Here is a 19,801-nt window from a genome sequence, read left to right as displayed (position 1 = left end):
AGGAGTCCCTCATGAATGCGGTCCTCAACGCCGAACTCTTGGACAACGTACTGACCGCCGCCGGGCAGTCCGCCACCGCGACGCGTGCGGAGGTACGTGTCTGGTCCATGTCCGGCGTCGAACGCCTGACGTTCCCCGACGGCGCCACCGCCATCTTCAAGTACGCCAAGAAGCCCTTCGACAGCGAAGATCAGGCCCTCCGCCTGGCTCACACCCTCGGCGTCCCGGTCCCCAAGGTCCGGGCCTCTGCGGTACTCGACGGCTGGCTCGGAATGCTGCTGGAGGATCTCGGCACCCCTACCCGGGATGCCGATGACCTCGACGGTGCTGCCGCAGCGGTGGTCCTGCACTACACGCGCACCGCCGCCGCTCTGCCCGTCCTCGACAGAGAAGCCCTGCGCTCCTTGCCCGGCCGGGCACTGGATCACCTCGATCAGCTTCGCAAGGCCGAGCGATGGCAGGATGCCGACGACATCGAGACCGCACTCGACCGGCTCGCCCAGGCCGCCGAAGCACGCTCGGCCGGAACGACGATGGCGCCGTTCGGCTGGGTGCACTCCGAGTTCCACCCCACCAGCCTCCACATCGGCCAACGAGGCTGGCGCCTCTTGGACTTCGCCCGCGCCTTCACCGGACCCGGCCTGCTCGACCTGGCCAGCTGGCACGGCACGATCGACGACCCGGAACCGTACCGGCTTCGGGTCTTCCTCGAGCAGTACGTCACCGAGGGCGGCACCCCCGACGCCCTCGCCGTGCGGGGCGGTCTCGCCGCCGAGCAATGGGCGCTCGGCTGGCACCGGATGTGGGCGGTGGAGTGGTTCATGGAGCAGGCCATCCGATGGATCAACGACCCGGCCACCGACCCCGCGTACATCAAGGTCGTACGCCGCCACCTCACCGATGCCCTCCGGCTTCTGGAGGTCTAAATGCCGCTCGCTCAGGCATCCCCCTGGCACGCACACGCACTCCAGCGCACCACTGCTGGCCCCGCCACAGCACTCCCTGTACGAGCCCGCATGGAATGGACCACCAGGCCCGGCAGCGGCCCAAGTGCAGAGATCCTCGGCCCCGACCTACACGGGAGGCGGCTGCTCGAACTCGGCTGCGGCCCCGGCCACAACGCCGCCCACCTCGCCACCCGGCAGGGTGCGCGCGTGACCGGACTCGACCTCGTGGGCCTTCAGATCCGCAGGGCCCGTACCCACTACGGCCGACTCAGCAACCTCACCTTCGTCGCCGGCCACGCCCTGCACTACCTGCAAGCCAGCGACGAGCAGTTCGACGGCATCTACTCGGTCTTCGGCGCCGTCGGCCTGGCCGCCCCCGAGCTCCTGCTTTCTGCCATCGCCCAGCACCTGAAACCCGGCCGCACTCTGGCCTTCACCGTGCCCCACCCCAAGCGCGGAGGCCGCCGCCCGTCACCGGACGACCGGCCACGCCGCGATCACGTCATGCTCCCTGACCGCACCCGACTCCCCGTCGCTCGCTGGGACTTCGACGCCAGCCGCTGGGAGACACACCTCAACCGCGCGGGCCTCTGGGTCACCTCAGCCCAGGAGTTCCACGACGCCCGTCACGGTCGCTGGCCCACCACCTTGCTGATCACTGCCCGCAAGCTCTGATCCCTGCTCCAGCTTCCTTGGAGGTACCGATGCGCCGGCCCTTCCTGCTCCTCGACATCGACGGCGTCCTCATTCCGTTCCCGGCCGAAGACGGGGCCACCCCGGCCACCCACCTCCGGCATGACGTCGTTCCTACCGGCCGGAGCGCCGAGGACTCCGTCACCGTCTGGCTCAATCCCGACCATGGCCCTCTGTTGACGGACGTGTTCCGTACCGGCCTGGTCAGCCCGGTCTGGTGCACCAGCTGGCGCAGGGACGCCACCACCTTGATCGGCCCGCTCCTCGGCCTCCCGACCCTGCCGTACGTGGACCTCCCCCGCCCGCAGATCACCACCAGTCACCCCGACGGCTACCTCTGGAAACGCGACCATGTCGAGACCTGGCTCGGCGACGCACCCGTCGCTTGGATCGACGACGACTTCACCAACCTCGACCACGCCTGGGCCGCAGAACGCACCGCCCGCGGCTCGGCGACCCTGCTCGTCCAGCCAGACCCCCACGTCGGGCTCCGAGGCGAGCACCTGGCATGCGTGCGGGCGTGGGCAGCACAACTGATCACCACGTCGACCGGAGGACCAGCAGCCACGGGGAAGGTCCAAGCCGCGTGATCTACCCGCCGCACAAGCAAGTTGATGCCCTCGCCACGACGAGCGGCGAGGACATCCGTACTGACTCAGCCCTGCCGATTGAGGCAGTCCGTCTCGACTGCGAGCGGCCGCTGCTGCTACCGATGTCGGCCGCGTTCTTCGGTATTCGTACTCATCGTGGAAGACGCGGGTCGTGTCGTATTCGGCGCGGTAGACACGGGCGCCGTGCTGGCGCGAGTGCTTGGTGTCCGTGCCGCCTGTGCGCGCTTGTTCGGCTGTGCGGTGATGCGCCAGTTGAGGACTTCCGCCGGGCGTTCAGCCGTGTCGAGCTCTCGGCTGGCGGTCACTTCAGCGAGGAGGCGCCTGGTGTCGTAGCCAGCAGTTTCCGCTCGGGCGAGCGTGGTGGCCAAGGCCGGCCAGGCGGCCTCGGCGAGGACACGCTCGGCATGGCCGGGTATGGCCTGGCGTACGTCGGCCTCGAAGCGCTGGACGGTCTGGGGACGTGGGACGCGACGGGCGAGGTCCGCCAGGACGGGCTCGGCGGTTTGGCGGTAGCCCTCCTGAAGGTGGCGGATAGCTTCCTCGGCTGCGGCGGCCTGCTGTTCGTGGCCGCGCTGCTCATGCCACTTGGCAGCGGCTCGGGCCAAGTGCAGGGCGGTGAAGATCAGTGCGACGGCAAGTCCGCCCGGAATGTTGGCGGCCTGGGTGAGTTCCCTGGCCGCATGGCGGAGTTCGACGGCCGCCTGGTGATCGGCCCGGATCGCTGAGCGGCGTGTGCGGTTGAACGCCCGTGCTGCAGCTTGCAGTTCAGGCTGATGAGGGCCGGGTGCCCTGCGGGCCAGGTTGCGCAGAGTGTCGGCGAAGGCATCCAGATGCCCCTGAGCGTCGGCGTCGTCCCCCGAATCGAGCACGGCGAGGGCCGTACGCACGGCGGATTCCGTACGACGCCACGGCTCACCCGGATCCGCCATCCGCTGCAGTCGGTCCGCTACCTCCTTAGTGGGGAGGCGTTCGGTCAGCCGGTTGTACGACAGGTCGGGAGCGAGCGCGGAGCCGCCGAAGAAGACGCTGTCGCCTGGAGCGGCAAGGCTGTAGCCATCCACCTCGCTGGTCTTGGCGCTGACGCGCGGCTTGACCCGGATGCCCAGCGACGCGAGCACACTGAAGTAGTCATCGATACTGCGGACAGCGGCAGCAGCCTCGTACGCGTGCTCGCGCAGCCATTCGCGCGTGGTCGACTTCTGGCCCAGCCGCTCGGCCTTGGCCCGCTCCGCCCCGGTAGGCGTCCTGGGTGCGGTCAGGTCTCCGGACTTGAGACGGCGCAGCCCGAATTCGGCTTCGATCTTGCGGCACTCCTGCTGTGCCCGCCAACCATCTCGGTTCGTACGCGGGCGACGCCCGTCGGCGCGGACGCTGGTGGCCAGGATGTGGATGTGGTCGTCCGCGTGGCGCACGGCGATCCACCGGCACGCCTGGTCGTCACCTTCGGGGGCGATGCCGGTGGCGGCAACGACACGGCGGGCGACCTCGGCCCACTCGGCGCCGGTCAGGTAGCGGTCGCCGGGCGCGGTACGCACCGGGCAGTGCCACACGTGCTTCGGCGGCTTCTTCCCGCCCAGCTCGCGGGTGCGCAGGTCGACGTGATGGTCGAGGCGGCGGGCAAGCTGGGTGTACGTGGCTGCGGGGTCGCGGCCGGGGTCGGGGGCACCGGCCATGTCCCAGGCGGCCACGATGTGCAGGTTGATGTGCTCGTCCCGACGACCCTTGCCATAGAGGTAGTTGATCAGTCCGAGGGTGCTGGAGCCTGTGGAGACGTCAGGCACCATTGGCGGCCCCGCCTTCCGCCACGAGTTCGTCCATCAACTCGTAGCTGCGCTGGACGGCCTGATCGACGTGGCCGAGTACGGCCTCGGTCTGCTCTGGGACAGCTCCGCTGTTGATGGCCGTGGTGATCTGGTTCAGGTTGGTGCCGATCCGGTTAAGCGCCTTGGTGTGCGCCTCGACGGCCTCCACCAGCGGGCGGACGGGATCGTCCTCCGGACTTCCGGTCATGTTCGCCTTGCCGAGCGCGACGGCGAGGGCTGCGCCGCCGACGAACCCGGCGAACGTCAGACGGCGCCGCTTGGCTGCCTCGTCGATGACGCGCAGCGCAGTTGAGGTGAAGCGAATCTTCTTCTCTTGGTCGCGCTTCTCGGTGGTGCGCTTGCGGTTCAACCGCGCGGGCAGCACGGGGGCGTCGGGCTCACGCCACGAGAGCTGCTCAACAGGCAACGGAGGGCGGACAGACGACTCGAACGACGGGACGGCGAGGTCGGAGGGCGGCTGATCGCGTACGGCAGAAGCGTTGGCGGCGGGCGCGGCGTTGGGCCCGGTCACCCCCTCCCCCGGCTCGGGTGCCCGCTGGCGCCCGGCCTCCTCCCCCGCCACCCCAGGGGCGGGGGCAAGCGCGGACGAAGCCCCGTTAGGGGCTCGAACGCTCCAGCTTGCTGCTGTTCGTGCGCCGAGGCCGAGCCATCCCCGACGGCGAGGGGTGCGGTGGTTTTCGGTGTTGGGCATCGTGGTGCTCCAGTGGCAGAGGCGGGACGCTGTCGCATCCGTTGCATGCGTCGCGTGCCTGGTCAGCCCCGGTACGGACGGCTGGGCAGGTACGGATACGTCCGTCCCGGTGTGAGAGTCCGTCCCCGCGCTGACCTGCGCGGGGACGGATGCGACGCAGTAATACGGACCGGTGCGGTCAGGGCATCCGCTTCGGCCCGGCAGGGCCTCCGGGCAGGCCGATGGAGAGCGAACCAGCCGGTGCGGTAGGCGGCTTGCGTTGCGTCGAGCGGTCAGGGGAAGTGCCGTATGCAGGCTCTGGCGAAGCCTCCGCCTGGACCAGGTCGGGACAGTGGCGAGCCCAGGCATCCAGGAACCGGTTACGCAGATACGCCTTGGCCTGCTTGCCCTGGTCGAAGCGGTAGTTGACCGGGCCGATGCCGAAGTCCCGCAGCAGATTGCCCAAGTGGTAGGCGTTCAGCCCCTTCGCACCATGATCAGCCCACGGAGCGTCCGCGTCCTGGATCAGGGCGGCCACCAGGTCCAGGGTGGGCAGGGCCTCGGGGTTCTTCGCCCGCTCGAAGATGCGGTGGATGTCTCGTAGCAGTCGTGTCTTCAGGCTGGTCTGTTCGTCCTGCACCGCCTCGTGCCGGGTCATGGCCAAGCAGGCGGCACGGGCCTGGGCGGGCCGGTGACCGCCGGCGAGGTCGGCGATGATGACCAGCGGCTCCCATGTGTCCGCTGCCCGGTCCTCCACTGGCATCGCCGGAACCATGCGGGCAGCCGTGCCGCGTAGCGGCCCCAGCCAAGTGGCCAACCGGTCACGCAGAGCGTTGAGTTCAGGCGCCGCGTATCGCGTTCGGAACGGGGCGACCTTCTCTCCGGGCTTGCGCTTCTGCATCCGCAGTACGACCGACCGGTCGGTGATCGTGTCCGGCAGGTCACCGATCCCCGCGATGGCGGCCATCGCGAAGGTGGGGAACGGGGTGGGCTTGTGTTCCGGTCCGGAGATCCGCCAGGCCGGTCGGTTGCGCTGGTGTCCAGCATTCAGCAGGCCGCGCAGGATCTCGCTGTCGCCCGCTGCCTTGGGGCTGAAGATGGTGTCGGCCTCGTCGACCAGCAAGGTGGGGGGGATCTTGCCGATGGTGCGGAAAATGACCGCCGGAGAGGTGTTTACCGTCATCATCGGGTCGTGGACGGTCTCGTAGAGCACGTCCAGCACACGGGACTTGCCGCAGCCCTTGGTCGGGCTCATCACCGCGAGTCGGGGCGCGTGCTGCAGGGCGGTCTGGATGTGCGTGGCCGCCACCCACAGGGTGACCGCAGTCAGCGCCTCCTCGCTCGGCAGCACCACGTACTTGCCGATCGTCGACCGCAACTCGTCGAGCAGCACCGCCCCCTCACGATCGGTCGCGTCCTCACCGTCTCCGGTCCCCGATCGGTCACCGGAGGTCGACGCATCCGCCGTCCCTGTCCCCGTCCCCGAATGGTCATCCGTTCCCAGCTCCCGGCGGGGACCGAAACCCCCGTCCCCAAGGCGCTGCGATGCGTCCCCCGACGGTCCCGGCGTGTCCCCGCTGCGGTCCCCGAACTCGGTCCCCATCGCACTGACCTGCAGATCAACAGCAGACTCAGAGCTTCGGTCGGCGGCAGGGGACCGGTCCCCAACCGGCAATGTGGATATCCGGTCCCCGCCATCCCGTCCCCGTGTACCGGTCTCGTTTTGGGGACCGTGGTGGTCCCCATCGACTGCAATGGCCATCTGTCCGGGGACGGCATCCACGGACTGCGTGTCCTCCTGGTCCCGGGCGAGCCTGGGGATTCCCTGGCCGGGGACGGCGACCGTCGGCCAGGCAGGTTTGGGGGATGCGCCGGCGGATGGGGTGGACGTAGAGTCCTCCATAGACGTTCCTCTCCGATGAGGGCAGGTCCGGCAAGACCCGCCCTCATCCGTTCGTTCCTTCAGATATGGGCGATCAGTTGGGGAATCCTCGGCCCTCGGCGGTGGCTCGCCGAGGGCCGCTTCGTTGTCCCCGTGGGGTGTTGCAGGGTCAGACCGTGAGGTCGTACGAGGTCTGTGCGTCCAGCCACGCGTCCACCTCCCGCCACCGGTAGCGCAGGTGCCGGCCGACCTTGTGCACGGTCGGGCCGATACGGCGATGGCGCCACTGGTAGAGCGTCTTCACGGGCACTCCCAGGTAGGTTGCGACCTCCTCTGGCGTGGCCAGAGGGACAGGACCAGCACCGCTGGGCGCTGCGGCACGAGGGGTTCGAGGCATAGGGGCTCCTTCAGGGAAGTGGCGGGGGTGGACAAGACAGCCACAGAATTACCCGCCGCGTCCAGTGGCATTGTGCGGAAATTCCACGGCCACCCCAAAACGGCTTGTCGCCGGGTGGGATAAAAACCGTAGACCCGGATCCCCGGTTGCCGAAATCGCACCGGAGGCAGGGAGTTTCTGTCCGCATTTTCGGCAGACGCCCCGGTCGCCCCAATCCATCCATGCAACCAGGACCGACCACAGGTCAGCGGCCCACCCGAGCACCCTCGTGACAACGGCGCGGGACCATAGCATGAGAATCCGGCTTCACCGAACCGCCCGAATTGTCGAGCGCCGCCAAGTTTTCACAACTCCTTGAGCAACCCTTGCCATGGCTGCCAGATTCGAGTTACAGCTATCTGTCATGGCAGCCCGACCCATTGAAATAGGCCCGGCCGGAATCCAGGCCGCGCGCAATATCGAGACCCTGCGTCTGCTGCGCGGGCTCTCCCAGCAGAGCCTCGCCGAGCGGTGCACCGCCCTCGGCCGACCCATCACCAACATCGCCCTCAGTCGCACCGAACGCGCCCGCCGCCGGTGCGACATCGACGATCTCGTCGCCATCGCCACCGCACTCGGCGTCCCGCCGAGCGGCCTGCTCACGGCCACAGTTGCGGGGCAGCGTGGCTGAGCCGTACGACCGCTGGCACAAGAAGCGGCCGGAGGCCGACGACGAGACCTGCACGGCCCACAAGAAGGTCCCGTCCCGCGAACACGGACGCGGCAAACGGTGGTTGGCTCGCTGGCGCGGCCCCGACGGCCAACAGCAGAGCGAGAGCTTCGACCGGTACGAGGACGCCCGGCAGCACCTCACGAAGATGCAGGGCAGCGTCGATGACGGGACGTACATCGACCCGAGGAAGGGGGAGGCCCAGCTCAAGGCAGTGGCCGAGCAGTGGCTGGCGAACCAGACCTTCGACAACCCTCGGACCTACGCCCAGTACGAGTCCCGCGTCCGCAACCACATCGTCGGGCCGATGGGCTCCCTCAAGCTGCGCCAGATCAAGGCGTCCACCGTGCAGACCTGGATCAAGCGCCGGTTGCAGGTACTGGACGAGACGACGGTCGGGCTGGTCTTCACCCACCTGTCGTCGATCTTGGCCATGGCCGTGGACGACGACCTGATCGCCAAGAACCCGTGCGAGACGGGGTCGGTGAAGCGCGTGAAGCCTCGGCGATCAAAGAAGGCAGCGAAGGACGTACCCCTGTCGTGGGAGCAAACAGATGCCCTGCGACCACACCTGCCCGAGCGCTACCAGGCCACGGTCGACTGCGGCCGGGGACTGGGCATGCGCCAGGGCGAGATCTTCGGGTTCAGCCCCGAGGACGTCAACTGGCTGCAGAAGGACAAGGTCGTCCACATCCGCCGCCAGATCACCCACGACCGCGGAACGCTCGTCTTCGCCCCGCCGAAGGGCGGCACGGACGACGACCTCAAGGACCGCTTCGTACCGGTCGGTGATCGCCTGGCTTTGCTGCTCACCGAGCACATGCGCAAGCACCCGCCGGTAGAGGTCACCCTGCCGTGGATGACCAAGGACGGTGAGCCGGTCACCGTGCGCCTGGTGTTCACGACACGGGAGCGCACGCCGCTGAACAAGAACTACTTCAACGACCTCTGGAAGGGTGCCCTGGAGGCGATCGGCGCGATAACGGCCCTCAACGACAAGCCCGTTGGCAAGGGCCGCAAGTGGGAGGAGTGCCGCGACAAAATGATGCACGCCCTACGGCATCTCTTCGCCTCGGAGGCGATCAACGAAGGCGTTGACGTCTACACCCTCGCCGACCTCCTCGGCCATGAGGACCCTGCGTTCACCCTCCGGCGCTACGTCCATCGCGTGACCGGGGCGGTCGAGAAGGCCCGGAAGGCGATCGGCCGACGATATCGAGCCGCCGCATAGATCCTTCTGCGTCTCGTTCTGTCACTTCGCAGAGCGGTTGACCGAAGACAACAACTCCGCGCTCGGCCATGCCCGAACATGGTGAGGACCGCCAAGCCCGAAGTGCAGCAGTGGGGGATCACATGCGCGTTGAGATTCGTGTCGAGCCAGCGGATGACGAACTCCGCTCCCTGCTGGCCTGGCTCCGCCGCGACCCTGACATTCGGCGCACTGCCAGTGTGGAGATGTGCGAGCAGCCGCCGCGTGAGGGTGAGATGGGGGCAGCCGCCGACATCCTCCAGTTGGTCACGGAGAACGGGTGGAGTGCTGCGAACTTCGCTCTGACGCTTGCGGCTTGGAAGCAGACACGGCCACGCGCCTCGCGTGTGATGATCCGGCATCAGGACCTCGTTGACGCCTTGACCAGCTGCAGCGATGAGGAGATCGAGCGAATCACACGACTGCTCCAACAGGACGGGCGCAACAACGAGGAGGACACGGCAAGTTGAGCGTGTTCCCGGACCCCGGTGCTTCGAAGGCGGTGCTGATCGGAACGAGCACGTACGACATCCTCGAAGATCTTCCCGCCGTCTCCAACAATCTCGACTCCCTGGCAGGAGTGCTCACTGGACCCACGTCGTGGAATCTCAACAGAGATGACTGCGTCGTGCTTTCCAATCCTGCCAGTGCGATAGCCGCGATGAACTCCCTGCGTGACGCCAGCGCCTCAGCAAGGGACACGCTGCTGGTGTACTACGCGGGGCATGGCCTCGTCGCGCCAGACGGCGAGCTCTATCTAGGGCTGCCTCAATCCGAACAGCAACGGATCGAAACAGGGATTCCATACAGCTGGCTTCGTGGCGCTCTGCTGGATGGGCGAGCGGAGCGGACGGTCGTAATCCTCGACTGCTGTTACGGCGGACTTGCTCTGGGCACCATGGGGCCCTCGGAGTTGGCTGCCCAAGCCGACGTCGAAGGGACGTACTTGCTCGCTGCGGCCTCGGAGAACCGCCAGGCACTCGCCCCACCCGGGGAGCCACACACCGCCTTCACCGGCGAACTGCTCGCGATCCTCACCGCTGGCATCGCGGGAGGGCCCGAGCGGCTGGATCTTGACAATCTCTTGCGCGAGCTGCGGAAGTCGCTCTCGGCAAAGGGTCGGCCAGTCCCGCAAGGCCGAGAGCGCAATAGCAACGGCCGCCTCGCACTGGGCTGGAACCCCGCCTTCAGCCGAGCCCCGATGTCCAGCGACCCCGTTGGCCGACAGGTCGACCGCCGCGCGTGGCCAGACCCGGCGTCCATCCGGACTGTCGAGGGGTTCTTCAGCGCACTGAGGCAGGTGCGGGTCACCAGCGCCCTCACACACGCAGCCATCAGTCACCGCTCCGGCCAGCAAATCGCTACAGGCACGGTCGGCAGCCTGCTCAACCGCAAGGACCTGCCCAGGACATGGAGGACGACAGGCGTCTACCTGACTGCCTGTGGAGTGTCTGACGAGCAGCTGAAAGACTGGCAGTCGTGCTGGGAACGGCTGCGATCTGCGTCTCCGGCTGGAAACCCGCCTGACGCCGAGAATCCCCTGAGCCGAAGCCAAAACCCCCGCGCTTCGTCCTCCTGGAGCCAGACCTTTCGGAAACTAGCGGGACGGCGGCCCCGTGACTGACTGGGCTGTCCGCTGAGGTTCCGGACTCGCCTTTCCCCCGTCGTTGCCGAAGAGGCTGTTCCAGGCAGCGATCAGCAAAAGTATGCCAATCACTACAATCCAGAGCGCCGGCTTCTTAGCCTTACTGGATACCGTCGTCGGCCTCACGTAGTGCGCCGCTCGGTAGTACCCCTTTCGCGTCTTTGCCATCGCGCCCATACCCCCGATTCAGTACCGTGCCACGTCAGTTGTGGAGTGTGTCAGAGCCGCTGGCCCGCCGACCGTCGGTTGGGGTCCAGCGGCCAGATCTGGTCTGCACGTGGCGCTCCACCGCCCCTTGCCGCCGTTGCGGCGGCATGATCGTGCGGTTCCCCGGCCGACAGTCAGCAGGGTCGTGCCCGTCAGGGAGGCGAAGGATCTTGCATAATCCGCCGTCGCACCGAGTCGACGGTGATGGAATGAGCTATGTCCTCGCCCCCAGCTCAATGGTCGCCAACCGCTCAGCAGTTGTGGCACGCAATACGCGCAGGCCGGCCTTTGGACCTCTCCACTCCGACGTCCGAGAGCGCAACCGGGCAAGGCCGGGAAGTAGCTGCAGAAGCCATCACTGAGCTCCTGCTGCAGCCTCCACTTCCACAACCCGGTGCCGTGCCGCGACTGCATCTGATCGGCGCCACCATCACAGGAAGCCTGCAACTGTCGCACGCGACAGTCGAGATCCCCATGGCCTTCGTCGACTGCCATTTCGACACCGCAGTCGACCTGAGCGACTCCTCGCTCTCCTCTGTAGACCTTACTGGCTCTTCCCTTCCGACCCTGCATGCAGACCGGCTAAAAGTAGAGGGCGACCTAAAGCTTGCCCGCATAGTCGGCGGGGCCGTATCCCTTTTCAGGTCTGATATCAGCGGCGACGTGTGGCTAAATGGCGCCGAGTTGGTCAGCGAGGATGCAGGATATGCCTTGCGCGCACCCCAGCTGCATGTCGGCGGTGGGCTGTATGCACGAGCCATCAGCGCCGCGGGCGGGATCAATCTGTGGGGCGCTCAAGCTTTCACGCTCGAGGTGATCAAAGGTCGCCTAAGCAGCGTAAATCACGCAGCCCTCCGCTGCGACGGCCTCCGCATCGCGCAGGACCTTCACTGTTCGGAACTGTCCGTTGACGGAGGCGGAATCTCTCTATTCGGGGCGACGATCGGCGGCCAGTTTTGGCTCAACAAGGCCGTGATACATAGCCACACCAGCTGGGCTGTCAGCGCGGCTTCGGTCAGAGTCGGCGGAGGTATCTACGGAAACTCCGTAAAAACACAAGGAGGCGTCAACCTATTCGCCGCCAGCGTCGGCGAATCAATCGAACTCTCCGGATGCACTCTCGCAGCTCACGGAAATCACGCGCTACGCGCCCCAGGTACGCGAGTTGAGGCCAATCTCAATTTAGGCGACGGAGCAACGGTCACGGGCGACGTCATCCTGCCACGCGCCGAGATCAAGGGCACGCTGCACTTGCCTACCTCCATATCCGCCGACACATCGACCGTCGATCTGCAACACGCGACCGTGGGCGTTCTGGACATGGCGTCGACCAGCACTCAATCCTCCACGTGCGACCTTCGCAGTGCAACCATTGGGCGTATCGACGATTCCCCCATCTCTTGGCCGGCGCGAATCGAGCTGGACGGACTGACATATCAAGACCTCCGCCCCTTACTGCCGGCTACTCAACGCCTGGCATGGCTCAATCGCAGCAGCGGGTACAGCCCTCGCACGTACGAACGCCTGGCCACCTACTACCGGCAGCTCGGCCATGACGACGATGCACACACCGTGCAGTTGGCCCGCCATCGAAGGCGACGCGGTTCCGCTCAGCTGCCTGCCCGACTCTGGGGGTACTTCGAAGACCTCACCGTCGGCTACGGCTACCGCCCAGGGCGCGCTCTCGGATGGCTCCTCGCCCTCACGGCACTTGTCGCCATCGTCTTCGCAGCAGTACCGCCACAGCCCGTCCGCGCTAACGGTCCGGCCTTCCAGCCAGTCGCGTTCGCCCTCGACGTCATCCTGCCCATCCTGGACCTCGGCCAGGAGAAGGCATTCACACCCTCCGGCAACACTGCGTGGGTCGCCTGGGCAAGCGCGATAACCGGTTGGCTCCTGGCTACCACCGTCATTGCCGGCCTCACTCGACGCCTATCCCGCTCCGGGCGCTGAACCCCACATGATGTGCACCCGATGTGCACCGGGTTCAGCGGCGACGGCCGATCACCGCAGGTCAGGGACTCCTTCGAGCTGTACTTCGACATCTAGAGATCAGTCCTGGGTGAACCCAGGAGCACTGAGGCCGTCACTCCGCATCGGGGTGGCGGCCTCAGTCGTCCATGGCACGGCCATCGCCAAGCGCTACGCATGTCGAGCAGGACCGGATCCGTGATCAATGGAGGGTCTCACTTCCGCTCAGGACAGCGGCTTTGGCCATCGCTCACTGCGTATGTCGAGACCTCTGCCGAGTTCACCGACATTACGGGGTCAGGGCCACGACGCTCACGAGCCCGTACTGGGTCCCAGAGGTAAAGGATCGCTCCATCCGTGCTGAAAGCGAGCAGCGGACGATTAGTAGGGAGCGGACCATTGTGCACGGAGAGCTTGCCCTTTCGTGGCTGTACACACATCCGCTCGCCCTGGATGCCGTAGTAGGAGTCTGGTGTGGTCGCGTTCACTACATCACGGGCGGCGCGGTGGGCTGTTGCAGAGGTCCGGTTCGCGAAGGCAACTCCTCCAGCAAGGACGAGCATGACGGCGCCCGCCACAGCCACGACCGTCACAATGCTCTTCTCCCAGGCCCAGTGGAAGTGGCGCGCCCAGCCGTAGAGGGCCAGAGGGGGCAGGAGTAGCCCTACGCAACCGAGCGTAGGGAGCAGTGCGGATGCACCGGTCCAATAGACGGGAGTGGAAACGGAGTCGGAAGGGATTCCAAAAACGTCCTCCACGTACAGGAACTGCAAAAACGAGCCGACAAACGGCAGGACCCACGGCAGGGGAAGCGCAAGCACGGTTAGCAGGCCGACTGCATGCCTGCTGATCCAGGTCTGGCGAACGGCGAACCAGCAGCCTCGGGGCACGTACCACAGCAGAGCCAGACAGGCGAACGTGAACAGAACGCTTCTGATCTGCGCGGCGACGCCGTAGGGGTTCTGTTGGTGCCACATGTATCCGGGCATCGCACTGCCAGCGAGGATCAAGGCCCCGGCCAGCCAACGCAAGGGCCAGGGGCGACGCTGATTGCTCGTGTACCAGTTGCCGACGAACCACGCGATGATGGCGAGGGGCACGGACATGGCCAGTTGACCGAGCGAAGAACGATCGTACGCGAGCCAACCGTAGAACATGATCAGGGCTGCCAAGCTAAGGCGGAGCGCTACTCCTCGACGGCCGTGCCGCCAGGGATTTCCACTGTCCTCCGTCTCATTGGTCTTGGGCCCCACGCTCTTGCGCACGCCGTGGCGCGACTCGTCAAAATCGAAGCCGCCAATCCGCTGTCGCCCGAGGAGCTCGCGGACTCTCGCTTCTTCGACGGATGGGGCAACAGCGATGGTGCGCTGCTCGTCAGCGAGCCCTGACTGAGTACGCAGCGAGGCCAACCAACCGAGGCCTCGCCTGCTTCGCCAGCTTGATTCCCTAAAGACGCGCCATGTCACCAACTGCTCGGGCACCTGGGCGCGGACGAGTGCCCCTCCCACAATGGTCACGGTCACGTGCTTGCCCACAATCTTCAGCAGGCGTTGGCGGGCGCCGGTTTCGGCACACTGCCGCGAGCCGGGAAGCCGCACCTCTACAACGTATGCAATTTGGTCCTCCGGCCGCCCGGGGTCCTCCTGCTCACTGGCTGACCGGATAGCCCAACCTTGCTGCTCACACAGTCCCTTGGCGAGCAGCCGATCGCGCCCGCGCTTCGGGATCCGGAAAACCAGATCCACCCGCACGTCGAAGCCAACGACCGGCAAGGGGACTTCCGCTTCGTCGACAGCTACGTCACTGTGGGATCCGCCGGACGGAGAATCGTCCACCTCCCGGCGTGGGCCGGGAACCCTCAACCGCGTCTCCGTTCTCGTCCCCCGTTCACTGTTCGACGACATGAGACGACGAACAAGTAGCGTGCCGAAGACCATGACATCCCCTTTGTGTTGGCACTACACCGACGGAGGGGACGGGTGCACATGGAGTCGTGACCGCCCCCATGACTCAAGAGCGATAACGGTCGCACGGAGCACTGACATTGCCGACCGCCGCTTCAGTCGACGACCGACGCCCACAAATCCAGTTAATAATGATGCAGGTCTGCGCCGACAAGATCGATTCTCTAGGTACCTTGGACGTTTGAGCCTCCCCCGTACTTGTCGACACACCCGGTCAAGGCCCGCCTTGCGGATCGAGCGCGTGATCTGTTGGGCTCCACCCAGCCGTTCGAGGGGACCGCCGGACCTCCGCCGAAGTAGCGGCGGAGGGCGCTGGCGGTGGTGACCACGAACTCTTCCGGGATAGACATGGCATCCGCCCAGCGAACCTAGGCGTGCTTCCGCGGCTCACGGTTCTCGGGCTCGCCGGCCCACTCGTGGGTTAGGAAGACGACGGCCAGAAAGCCATGCGTGCCTCGTGGATGCTTGTAGGCGAACTCGAGCGGCCCGACTGCACTCTCAAGCTGGTCTCCTCATAGAGCTCGCCCACCGCGGTATCTGTGAGGGGCTCGCTTGGTTCGGTCTTACCGACCGGCAGGTCCCACATTCCCTGGGCGGACTTGGCGTTCTGGCTGCGCTGGAGGATGACTAATCGGTTGGTAGCCGGTGGAAAGTCAAGGCGGCGACCAGCTGCGTCATGGATTCAAGGGCGGGATTACGAGGTCAATTCGGGGCCCTGGGAGCTGCGGCTCATGGACGCGTCCACCGCCAAGGCCACCCTCGACCGTTACAACCGGCGCCCGGAGTGACGCACGCGTCCGTGCGGGTCCGCTGTCACGCCCCGTGACGTTCGGCCGTCCCCTCGTGCATCCACATCATGTTGATCCTGTGCATCTTTGCCGTCGGCCGCATGGAAGCCGGACGAGGCCGCCCATCTTGCTGGGTGGCCTCGGCGCACTCCGTGATAGCACGGAGTGATCGCTTCCGAAGGAAGGTACGGCCTCATGGGCATCTTCAGCCGTCGCCAGACCGGCACCACCGAGCGGGCGCCGGGCGGTGGTCTCGGCACGCTCGATCCGCAGGCCGCGGGGGGCGACGCCGCTCTCGACCCCGCCCTTCGCTCGCTGGAGGGGCAGTGGACCATCGACCGGCCGCACAGCCGGATCGGGTTCTCCGTGCGGCACGCCATGGTCACCACCGTGCGCGGCGCGTTCGCCGATTACGACAGTGCCCTGTACTTCGACGGTGCGCAGCCCTCGCGTTCGCGGGCCGAGCTCACCATTCGTATCGCCAGCGTCGACACCGGGGTCGAGCAGCGCGACGCGCATCTCGTCGGCACCGACTTCTTCGACGCGCGCCGCTATCCGGAGATGGTCTTCCGCTCCACCGCCACCATCCACGACGGTGGGGAGACCTTCCGGATGGCGGGGGATCTCACCATTCGCGAGGTCACCCGGCCCGTCGAGCTCCAACTCGACTATCTGGGCTCGGTGGTGGACCCCTTCGGCTTCGAGCGGGTCGGCTTCGACGGGACCACCACCATCGACCGCACCGACTGGGGACTCGTCTACAACCAGCGGCTCGCTGCGGGCGGCACCATGGTGAGCGAGAAGGTGCGACTTCAGTTCGACATTTCCGCCGTTCGGGCCACGGACGTATAGCGGGGCGGGCCACGGACGTATAGCGGGGCCGACCACGTCCGTGCGGCGGGTCCGTCGGCGGTAATTTGTCTCCGGTTCCCGGATTTCCCGTAATCCCCTTGGAGGCGCTGTGGTTCGCGTATCGGCGGCAGCCGGAGGACTCGCTCTGGTGGCCGCCACGTGCGGTTACGTGACCATGGGGCCCTCCGGCGGGCCGGAGGAGGCGATTCCTACGCTCTTTCTGACGCAGGAACTGGCGTCCACCGCCTCCTCTGAGTCCTCCGGCGCGCATGACGGGCAGCTCGCCAACCGCTTCGTCGTTCGGGACCGTTCCGGGGCGACGGTCGGCGGCGCCTACGAGTCGTGCGTCAAGGGGCTCGTCGGGGGGCGAGCACTCACCGCGTACTGCTCCGGGATCATCGAGATCTCTGGGAAAGGGAAGATCGCCTTCCAGGCCTCCCGGTCGGTCACGGACGGGCCCGGTGCGAAGCAACCCGTGGTCACCGGAGTCGTCACCGGGGGAACCGGCGCCTACGACGACGCCGGCGGGGAGATGGACCTCACCCCGCCTGGCTCCGACGCCGACCCGTGGGTCGCCGAGTTCCGGTGAGCGGTACCGGGCGGAAGTGCGTCGTCAGGCGGCCCCCCTCGTCCAGGACGTGGAACGCCACCGACGGGGGCAGGTCGCGGTGCACGTGGTGCGACGGGTCCGTCCGGTGCTCCCACGGGAGGCGCAGCGTGGAGACCACTCCGGGGGCCACGAGCAGCGGGCGGCCGGCGAACGTCGTCGCCGCCGGCGTGTGCGCGTGGCCCGCCAGGAACGCCGTGACGTTCGGGTGGCGCGCCGTCAGGTCGGCCAGGCGGTCCTCGTCGAGCTGGCGGATGCCGTCCACGTACGGCGTGTTGAGCGGGACCGGCGGGTGGTGGAAGGCGACCAGGACCGGGCGCGTGGGCGGGGTGTCGGCGAGGAGGTCCGACAGCCAGGTCAGCGTCTCGTCCTCCAGTCTGCCGTGGTCCTCGCCGGGGACGGACGTGTCGCACAGGGCCAGGACGAAGCGGTCCGTGGCGTGGGAGCTGTTGATCGGCCTCGTGTGCCCGCTCGCGCCACCGGGTTCGCCCAGCAAGTGCTCGCGGTAGGCGGGGCGTTCGTCGTGGTTTCCGGGGCAGGTCAGCAGGGGGTGACGGGACGTCAGGAGTTTGCGGGCAGCCTCGTACTCGGACCGGGTCGCGTGGTCGGCGATGTCGCCGGTGACGATCACCGCGTCCAGGTCGTACGGGAGGTCGTTCAGGTAGTCCATGACGGCGCGGGTGCGGGCGACGCTGCGGCCGGCGTCGGTGGCGGCGGTGTCGAGGTGGGTGTCGCTCAGGTGGGCTATCACGGAGGGCAGTGGCATGCCCCGAATCTATGGGGCAGGCAGGGGCGGGGTGGAGAGCCAACCGTCGGCCTTTGGCCTGCTTGCTGCGGGGTGCGTGCCACCATGGGTTCGTCCCGGGGTGCCTGCTGCCCCGGGTTCGTCCCGGGGTCCCTGCTGCCCCGGGTTCGTCCCAAGGCGCGTGCCACCCCGGGTTCATCCCGCCCTCAGCCCCGCAGGAACCGCACCGAAGGGCGGCCCGCCCCCGCGTCCGCCTCCTGGGTCACCACCGCCCGCACCCCGTACACCTCGGCGATCAGCTTCTCGGTGATCACCTCGGCCGGGGTCCCCGCCGCGTACGCGGCGCCGTCCTTCAGGATCAGCAGGTGGTCGCAGAACATCGCCGCCAGGTTGAGGTCGTGCAGCGCGATCACGCTGGTGACCGGGAGCTCCGCGACCAGGGACAGCAGGTCCAACTGGTGCTGGATGTCCAGGTGGTTGGTGGGCTCGTCGAGGAGGAGTTCGCGGGGTTCCTGGGCGAGCGCGCGGGCCAGCTGGACGCGTTGGCGCTCGCCGCCGGACAGGGTGTGCCAGGCCTGCGCGGCGCGTTCGGTGAGCCCCGTGCGCGCCAGCGCCTCGCGCACCGCCCGCTCGTCGTGGGGCGTCGGCGCGGACCACGCGCGGCGGTGCGGGATGCGGCCCAGGCGTACGACGTCCCGTACGGTCAACTCGACCTGGGTGGTGGCGTGTTGCTCGACCACGGCGATGCGGCGCGCCACCGCGCGGCGGCCCGTGTCGGCCAGCGTGCGGCCGTCCAGGGTCACCACGCCGGAGGCCGGGGCGAGGACGCCCGCGAGGATGCGCAGGAGCGTGGACTTGCCGGATCCGTTGGGGCCGAGGAGTCCCACGGTGGCGCCGTCGGGCGGGGCGAGGCTGACGCCGTCGACCACCAGGCGGCCGCCCGCCTCCCGGCTGACGCGGTCGGCGCGGACACCCGTGTGCGGGCCCGCCCTTTCCGTGCGCACCAGGTCGTACGTCACGACACCCTCCGCGTCCGGTACAGCACCGCCACGAACGCCGGTACGCCGATGAGTGACGTCACCACGCCGACCGGGACCTCCTGCGGGTCCAGGGCCGTGCGGGCCAGCGTGTCCACCCAGACCAGGAAGACCGCGCCGGCCAGCGCCGTGACCGGGAGCAGCCGGGCGTGCCCGGAGCCGACGAACGCACGGGCCGCGTGCGGCAGGACCAGGCCGACGAAGCCGATGGCGCCCGCCGAGCTGACCAGCGCCGCCGTCAGCAGCGCCGTCGTGCAGAGCAGGATGATCCGGGTGCGGGCCACCCGGACGCCCAGCGTCGCCGCCGCCTCCTGCCCGAACGCGAACGCGTCGAGCGTACGGGCGTGCGCGAGGCAGACCAGCAGCGTCACCGCGAGCACCGCGGCGCACAGCCACACGTCGGTCCAGCCGATTCCGCTGAGGGAGCCGAGGAGCCAGAACAGCACGCCCCGCGTGGTCTCGGCGTCGCCCGCCGTGAGGATCACGAACGAGGTCAGCGCGGAGAAGAGCTGCATCGCGGCGACGCCGGACAGGACGACCCGGTCCGTGGTGTCGCCCAGGGTGTGGCTCAGGAGCAGCACCAGCGCGAACGAGCAGAGCGCGCCGACGAAGGCGCCCGCCGAGACCGACACCGCTCCCCCGCCGACCCCGAGGACGACAACCGCGACCGCTCCCGTGGACGCCCCGGAGGACACCCCGAGGACGAAGGGGTCCGCGAGCGGGTTGCGGAGCAGGGACTGCATGACGGCTCCGCAGACCGCGAGGCCCGCGCCGCAGACCACGGCGAGCAGGGTGCGGGGCATCCGCAGGTTCCAGACGATGCCGTCCCTGATCGGGGTGAGCGGGGTGTCGCCGAGGCCGAGGTGGGCGGCGACGGTCGACCACACGTCGGGCACGGAGATGTCCGCGGGTCCGATGGTGACGGCCACGGATACGGACAGGACGAGCGCGGCGACGCCCGCCGCCCAGAGCAGACCCAGGCGGACGCGGGCGGGGGCGGATAC

Annotated in this window: 18 protein-coding genes and 1 pseudogene; 10 read left to right on the top strand and 9 right to left on the bottom strand. The window is 67.7% G+C overall.

The genetic code is table 11. The features are described from left to right. Positions 1-11: 11 nt before the first annotated feature. Genes ACZ6CV_RS02580 through ACZ6CV_RS02570 form a run of 3 tightly spaced genes read left to right on the top strand, consistent with a single transcriptional unit; the run spans position 12 to position 2,230 of the window. Positions 12-926, top strand: a complete 915-nt coding sequence (locus tag ACZ6CV_RS02580; RefSeq protein WP_469249036.1) for a phosphotransferase family protein — start codon at positions 12-14, stop codon at positions 924-926. Continuing rightward, entirely contained in the window at positions 927-1,622 is a 696-nt protein-coding gene (locus tag ACZ6CV_RS02575; protein ID WP_469249034.1) for a class I SAM-dependent methyltransferase, read from the top strand. Between the two features lie 29 nt (positions 1,623-1,651). After that, a complete protein-coding gene (locus tag ACZ6CV_RS02570) occupies positions 1,652-2,230 on the top strand; it encodes an HAD domain-containing protein (RefSeq protein WP_469249032.1) in 579 nt (192 codons plus the stop codon). A gap of 116 nt (positions 2,231-2,346) precedes the next feature. Here ACZ6CV_RS02570 and ACZ6CV_RS02565 read toward each other — a convergent pair whose 3' ends face one another. The 4 genes from ACZ6CV_RS02565 to ACZ6CV_RS02550 form a co-directional block, all read right to left on the bottom strand. Beyond that, positions 2,347-4,035 carry a relaxase/mobilization nuclease domain-containing protein gene (locus ACZ6CV_RS02565; RefSeq protein ID WP_469249030.1) on the bottom strand — a complete coding sequence of 563 codons (1,689 nt, stop codon included), beginning with the start codon at positions 4,033-4,035 and terminating at the stop codon, positions 2,347-2,349. Continuing rightward, positions 4,025-4,636: a MobC domain-containing protein gene (locus tag ACZ6CV_RS02560; RefSeq protein WP_469249604.1), complete on the bottom strand. Its 612-nt coding sequence runs from the start codon at positions 4,634-4,636 to the stop codon at positions 4,025-4,027. The genes ACZ6CV_RS02565 and ACZ6CV_RS02560 overlap by 11 nt, the downstream gene beginning before the upstream one ends. A 307-nt stretch (positions 4,637-4,943) precedes the next feature. Continuing rightward, positions 4,944-6,122 (bottom strand): DUF3631 domain-containing protein, encoded by a 1,179-nt coding sequence (locus ACZ6CV_RS02555; protein ID WP_469249603.1) that lies wholly within the window; start codon positions 6,120-6,122, stop codon positions 4,944-4,946. Positions 6,123-6,795: 673 nt separating this feature from the next. Next, complete coding sequence (locus ACZ6CV_RS02550) at positions 6,796-7,023, bottom strand: helix-turn-helix domain-containing protein (protein WP_469249029.1); 228 nt, start codon at positions 7,021-7,023, stop codon at positions 6,796-6,798. A gap of 403 nt (positions 7,024-7,426) precedes the next feature. Between ACZ6CV_RS02550 and ACZ6CV_RS02545 the strand changes: the two genes are divergently transcribed. From ACZ6CV_RS02545 to ACZ6CV_RS02525, 5 genes are all read left to right on the top strand, one after another. Then, entirely contained in the window at positions 7,427-7,693 is a 267-nt protein-coding gene (locus ACZ6CV_RS02545) for a helix-turn-helix domain-containing protein (RefSeq protein ID WP_469249027.1), read from the top strand. After that, complete coding sequence (locus tag ACZ6CV_RS02540; RefSeq protein ID WP_469249026.1) at positions 7,686-8,963, top strand: tyrosine-type recombinase/integrase; 1,278 nt, start codon at positions 7,686-7,688, stop codon at positions 8,961-8,963. Before ACZ6CV_RS02545 ends, ACZ6CV_RS02540 begins: the two co-directional genes overlap by 8 nt. A gap of 122 nt (positions 8,964-9,085) precedes the next feature. Next, positions 9,086-9,451, top strand: a complete 366-nt coding sequence (locus ACZ6CV_RS02535) for an effector-associated constant component EACC1 (protein ID WP_469249024.1) — start codon at positions 9,086-9,088, stop codon at positions 9,449-9,451. A gap of 2 nt (positions 9,452-9,453) precedes the next feature. Further along, the gene (locus ACZ6CV_RS02530) at positions 9,454-10,605 is read left to right on the top strand and encodes a caspase family protein (RefSeq protein WP_469249602.1); all 1,152 of its coding nucleotides are present in this window, start codon (positions 9,454-9,456) and stop codon (positions 10,603-10,605) included. 627 nt (positions 10,606-11,232) lie between these two features. Further along, positions 11,233-12,786 (top strand): hypothetical protein, encoded by a 1,554-nt coding sequence (locus tag ACZ6CV_RS02525; protein ID WP_469249023.1) that lies wholly within the window; start codon positions 11,233-11,235, stop codon positions 12,784-12,786. A 233-nt stretch (positions 12,787-13,019) separates the two neighbouring features. Here the strand turns inward: ACZ6CV_RS02525 and ACZ6CV_RS02520 are convergent, their stop codons facing one another. Both ACZ6CV_RS02520 and ACZ6CV_RS02515 read right to left on the bottom strand, forming a co-directional pair. Continuing rightward, positions 13,020-14,741: a hypothetical protein gene (locus ACZ6CV_RS02520; RefSeq protein WP_469249022.1), complete on the bottom strand. Its 1,722-nt coding sequence runs from the start codon at positions 14,739-14,741 to the stop codon at positions 13,020-13,022. A 287-nt stretch (positions 14,742-15,028) separates the two neighbouring features. Further along, positions 15,029-15,446, bottom strand: a pseudogene (locus ACZ6CV_RS02515) (NUDIX domain-containing protein); the annotation flags it as partial. 305 nt (positions 15,447-15,751) lie between these two features. Here ACZ6CV_RS02515 and ACZ6CV_RS02510 point away from each other — a divergent pair. Further along, positions 15,752-16,408, top strand: a complete 657-nt coding sequence (locus ACZ6CV_RS02510; RefSeq protein WP_469249021.1) for a YceI family protein — start codon at positions 15,752-15,754, stop codon at positions 16,406-16,408. Between the two features lie 148 nt (positions 16,409-16,556). After that, positions 16,557-16,997 carry a hypothetical protein gene (locus ACZ6CV_RS02505; RefSeq protein WP_469249020.1) on the top strand — a complete coding sequence of 147 codons (441 nt, stop codon included), beginning with the start codon at positions 16,557-16,559 and terminating at the stop codon, positions 16,995-16,997. Here ACZ6CV_RS02505 and ACZ6CV_RS02500 read toward each other — a convergent pair. The 3 genes from ACZ6CV_RS02500 to ACZ6CV_RS02490 form a co-directional block, all read right to left on the bottom strand. After that, a complete protein-coding gene (locus tag ACZ6CV_RS02500; protein WP_469249019.1) occupies positions 16,948-17,781 on the bottom strand; it encodes a metallophosphoesterase in 834 nt (277 codons plus the stop codon). The genes ACZ6CV_RS02505 and ACZ6CV_RS02500 overlap by 50 nt on opposite strands. Positions 17,782-17,966: 185 nt before the next feature. Continuing rightward, positions 17,967-18,779, bottom strand: coding sequence for an ABC transporter ATP-binding protein (locus tag ACZ6CV_RS02495; RefSeq protein ID WP_469249018.1), 813 nt, complete (start codon positions 18,777-18,779; stop codon positions 17,967-17,969). After that, on the bottom strand, positions 18,776-19,777 hold the full coding sequence (locus ACZ6CV_RS02490; RefSeq protein WP_469249601.1) for a FecCD family ABC transporter permease: 1,002 nt from the start codon (positions 19,775-19,777) through the stop codon (positions 18,776-18,778). Before ACZ6CV_RS02490 ends, ACZ6CV_RS02495 begins: the two co-directional genes overlap by 4 nt. Positions 19,778-19,801: the final 24 nt, after the last annotated feature.

This window comes from Streptomyces sp. NPDC041713 (assembly GCF_055591085.1).
The sequence above is the reverse complement of the archived record's forward strand: the minus strand, read 5'-3'. Positions and strand labels throughout refer to the sequence as shown.

Bases quoted from the DNA above. Each gene is read 5' to 3' on its own strand.
- ACZ6CV_RS02565 (WP_469249030.1), bottom strand. From the start codon at position 4,035: ATGGTGCCTGACGTCTCCACAGGCTCCAGCACCCTCGGACTGATCAAC.
- ACZ6CV_RS02580 (WP_469249036.1), top strand. From the start codon at position 12: ATGAATGCGGTCCTCAACGCCGAACTCTTGGACAACGTACTGACCGCC.
- ACZ6CV_RS02545 (WP_469249027.1), top strand. From the start codon at position 7,427: ATGGCAGCCCGACCCATTGAAATAGGCCCGGCCGGAATCCAGGCCGCG.
- ACZ6CV_RS02575 (WP_469249034.1), top strand. From the start codon at position 927: ATGCCGCTCGCTCAGGCATCCCCCTGGCACGCACACGCACTCCAGCGC.
- ACZ6CV_RS02570 (WP_469249032.1), top strand. From the start codon at position 1,652: ATGCGCCGGCCCTTCCTGCTCCTCGACATCGACGGCGTCCTCATTCCG.
- ACZ6CV_RS02520 (WP_469249022.1), bottom strand. From the start codon at position 14,741: ATGGTCTTCGGCACGCTACTTGTTCGTCGTCTCATGTCGTCGAACAGT.
- ACZ6CV_RS02550 (WP_469249029.1), bottom strand. From the start codon at position 7,023: ATGCCTCGAACCCCTCGTGCCGCAGCGCCCAGCGGTGCTGGTCCTGTC.
- ACZ6CV_RS02500 (WP_469249019.1), bottom strand. From the start codon at position 17,781: ATGCCACTGCCCTCCGTGATAGCCCACCTGAGCGACACCCACCTCGAC.
- ACZ6CV_RS02510 (WP_469249021.1), top strand. From the start codon at position 15,752: ATGGGCATCTTCAGCCGTCGCCAGACCGGCACCACCGAGCGGGCGCCG.
- ACZ6CV_RS02535 (WP_469249024.1), top strand. From the start codon at position 9,086: ATGCGCGTTGAGATTCGTGTCGAGCCAGCGGATGACGAACTCCGCTCC.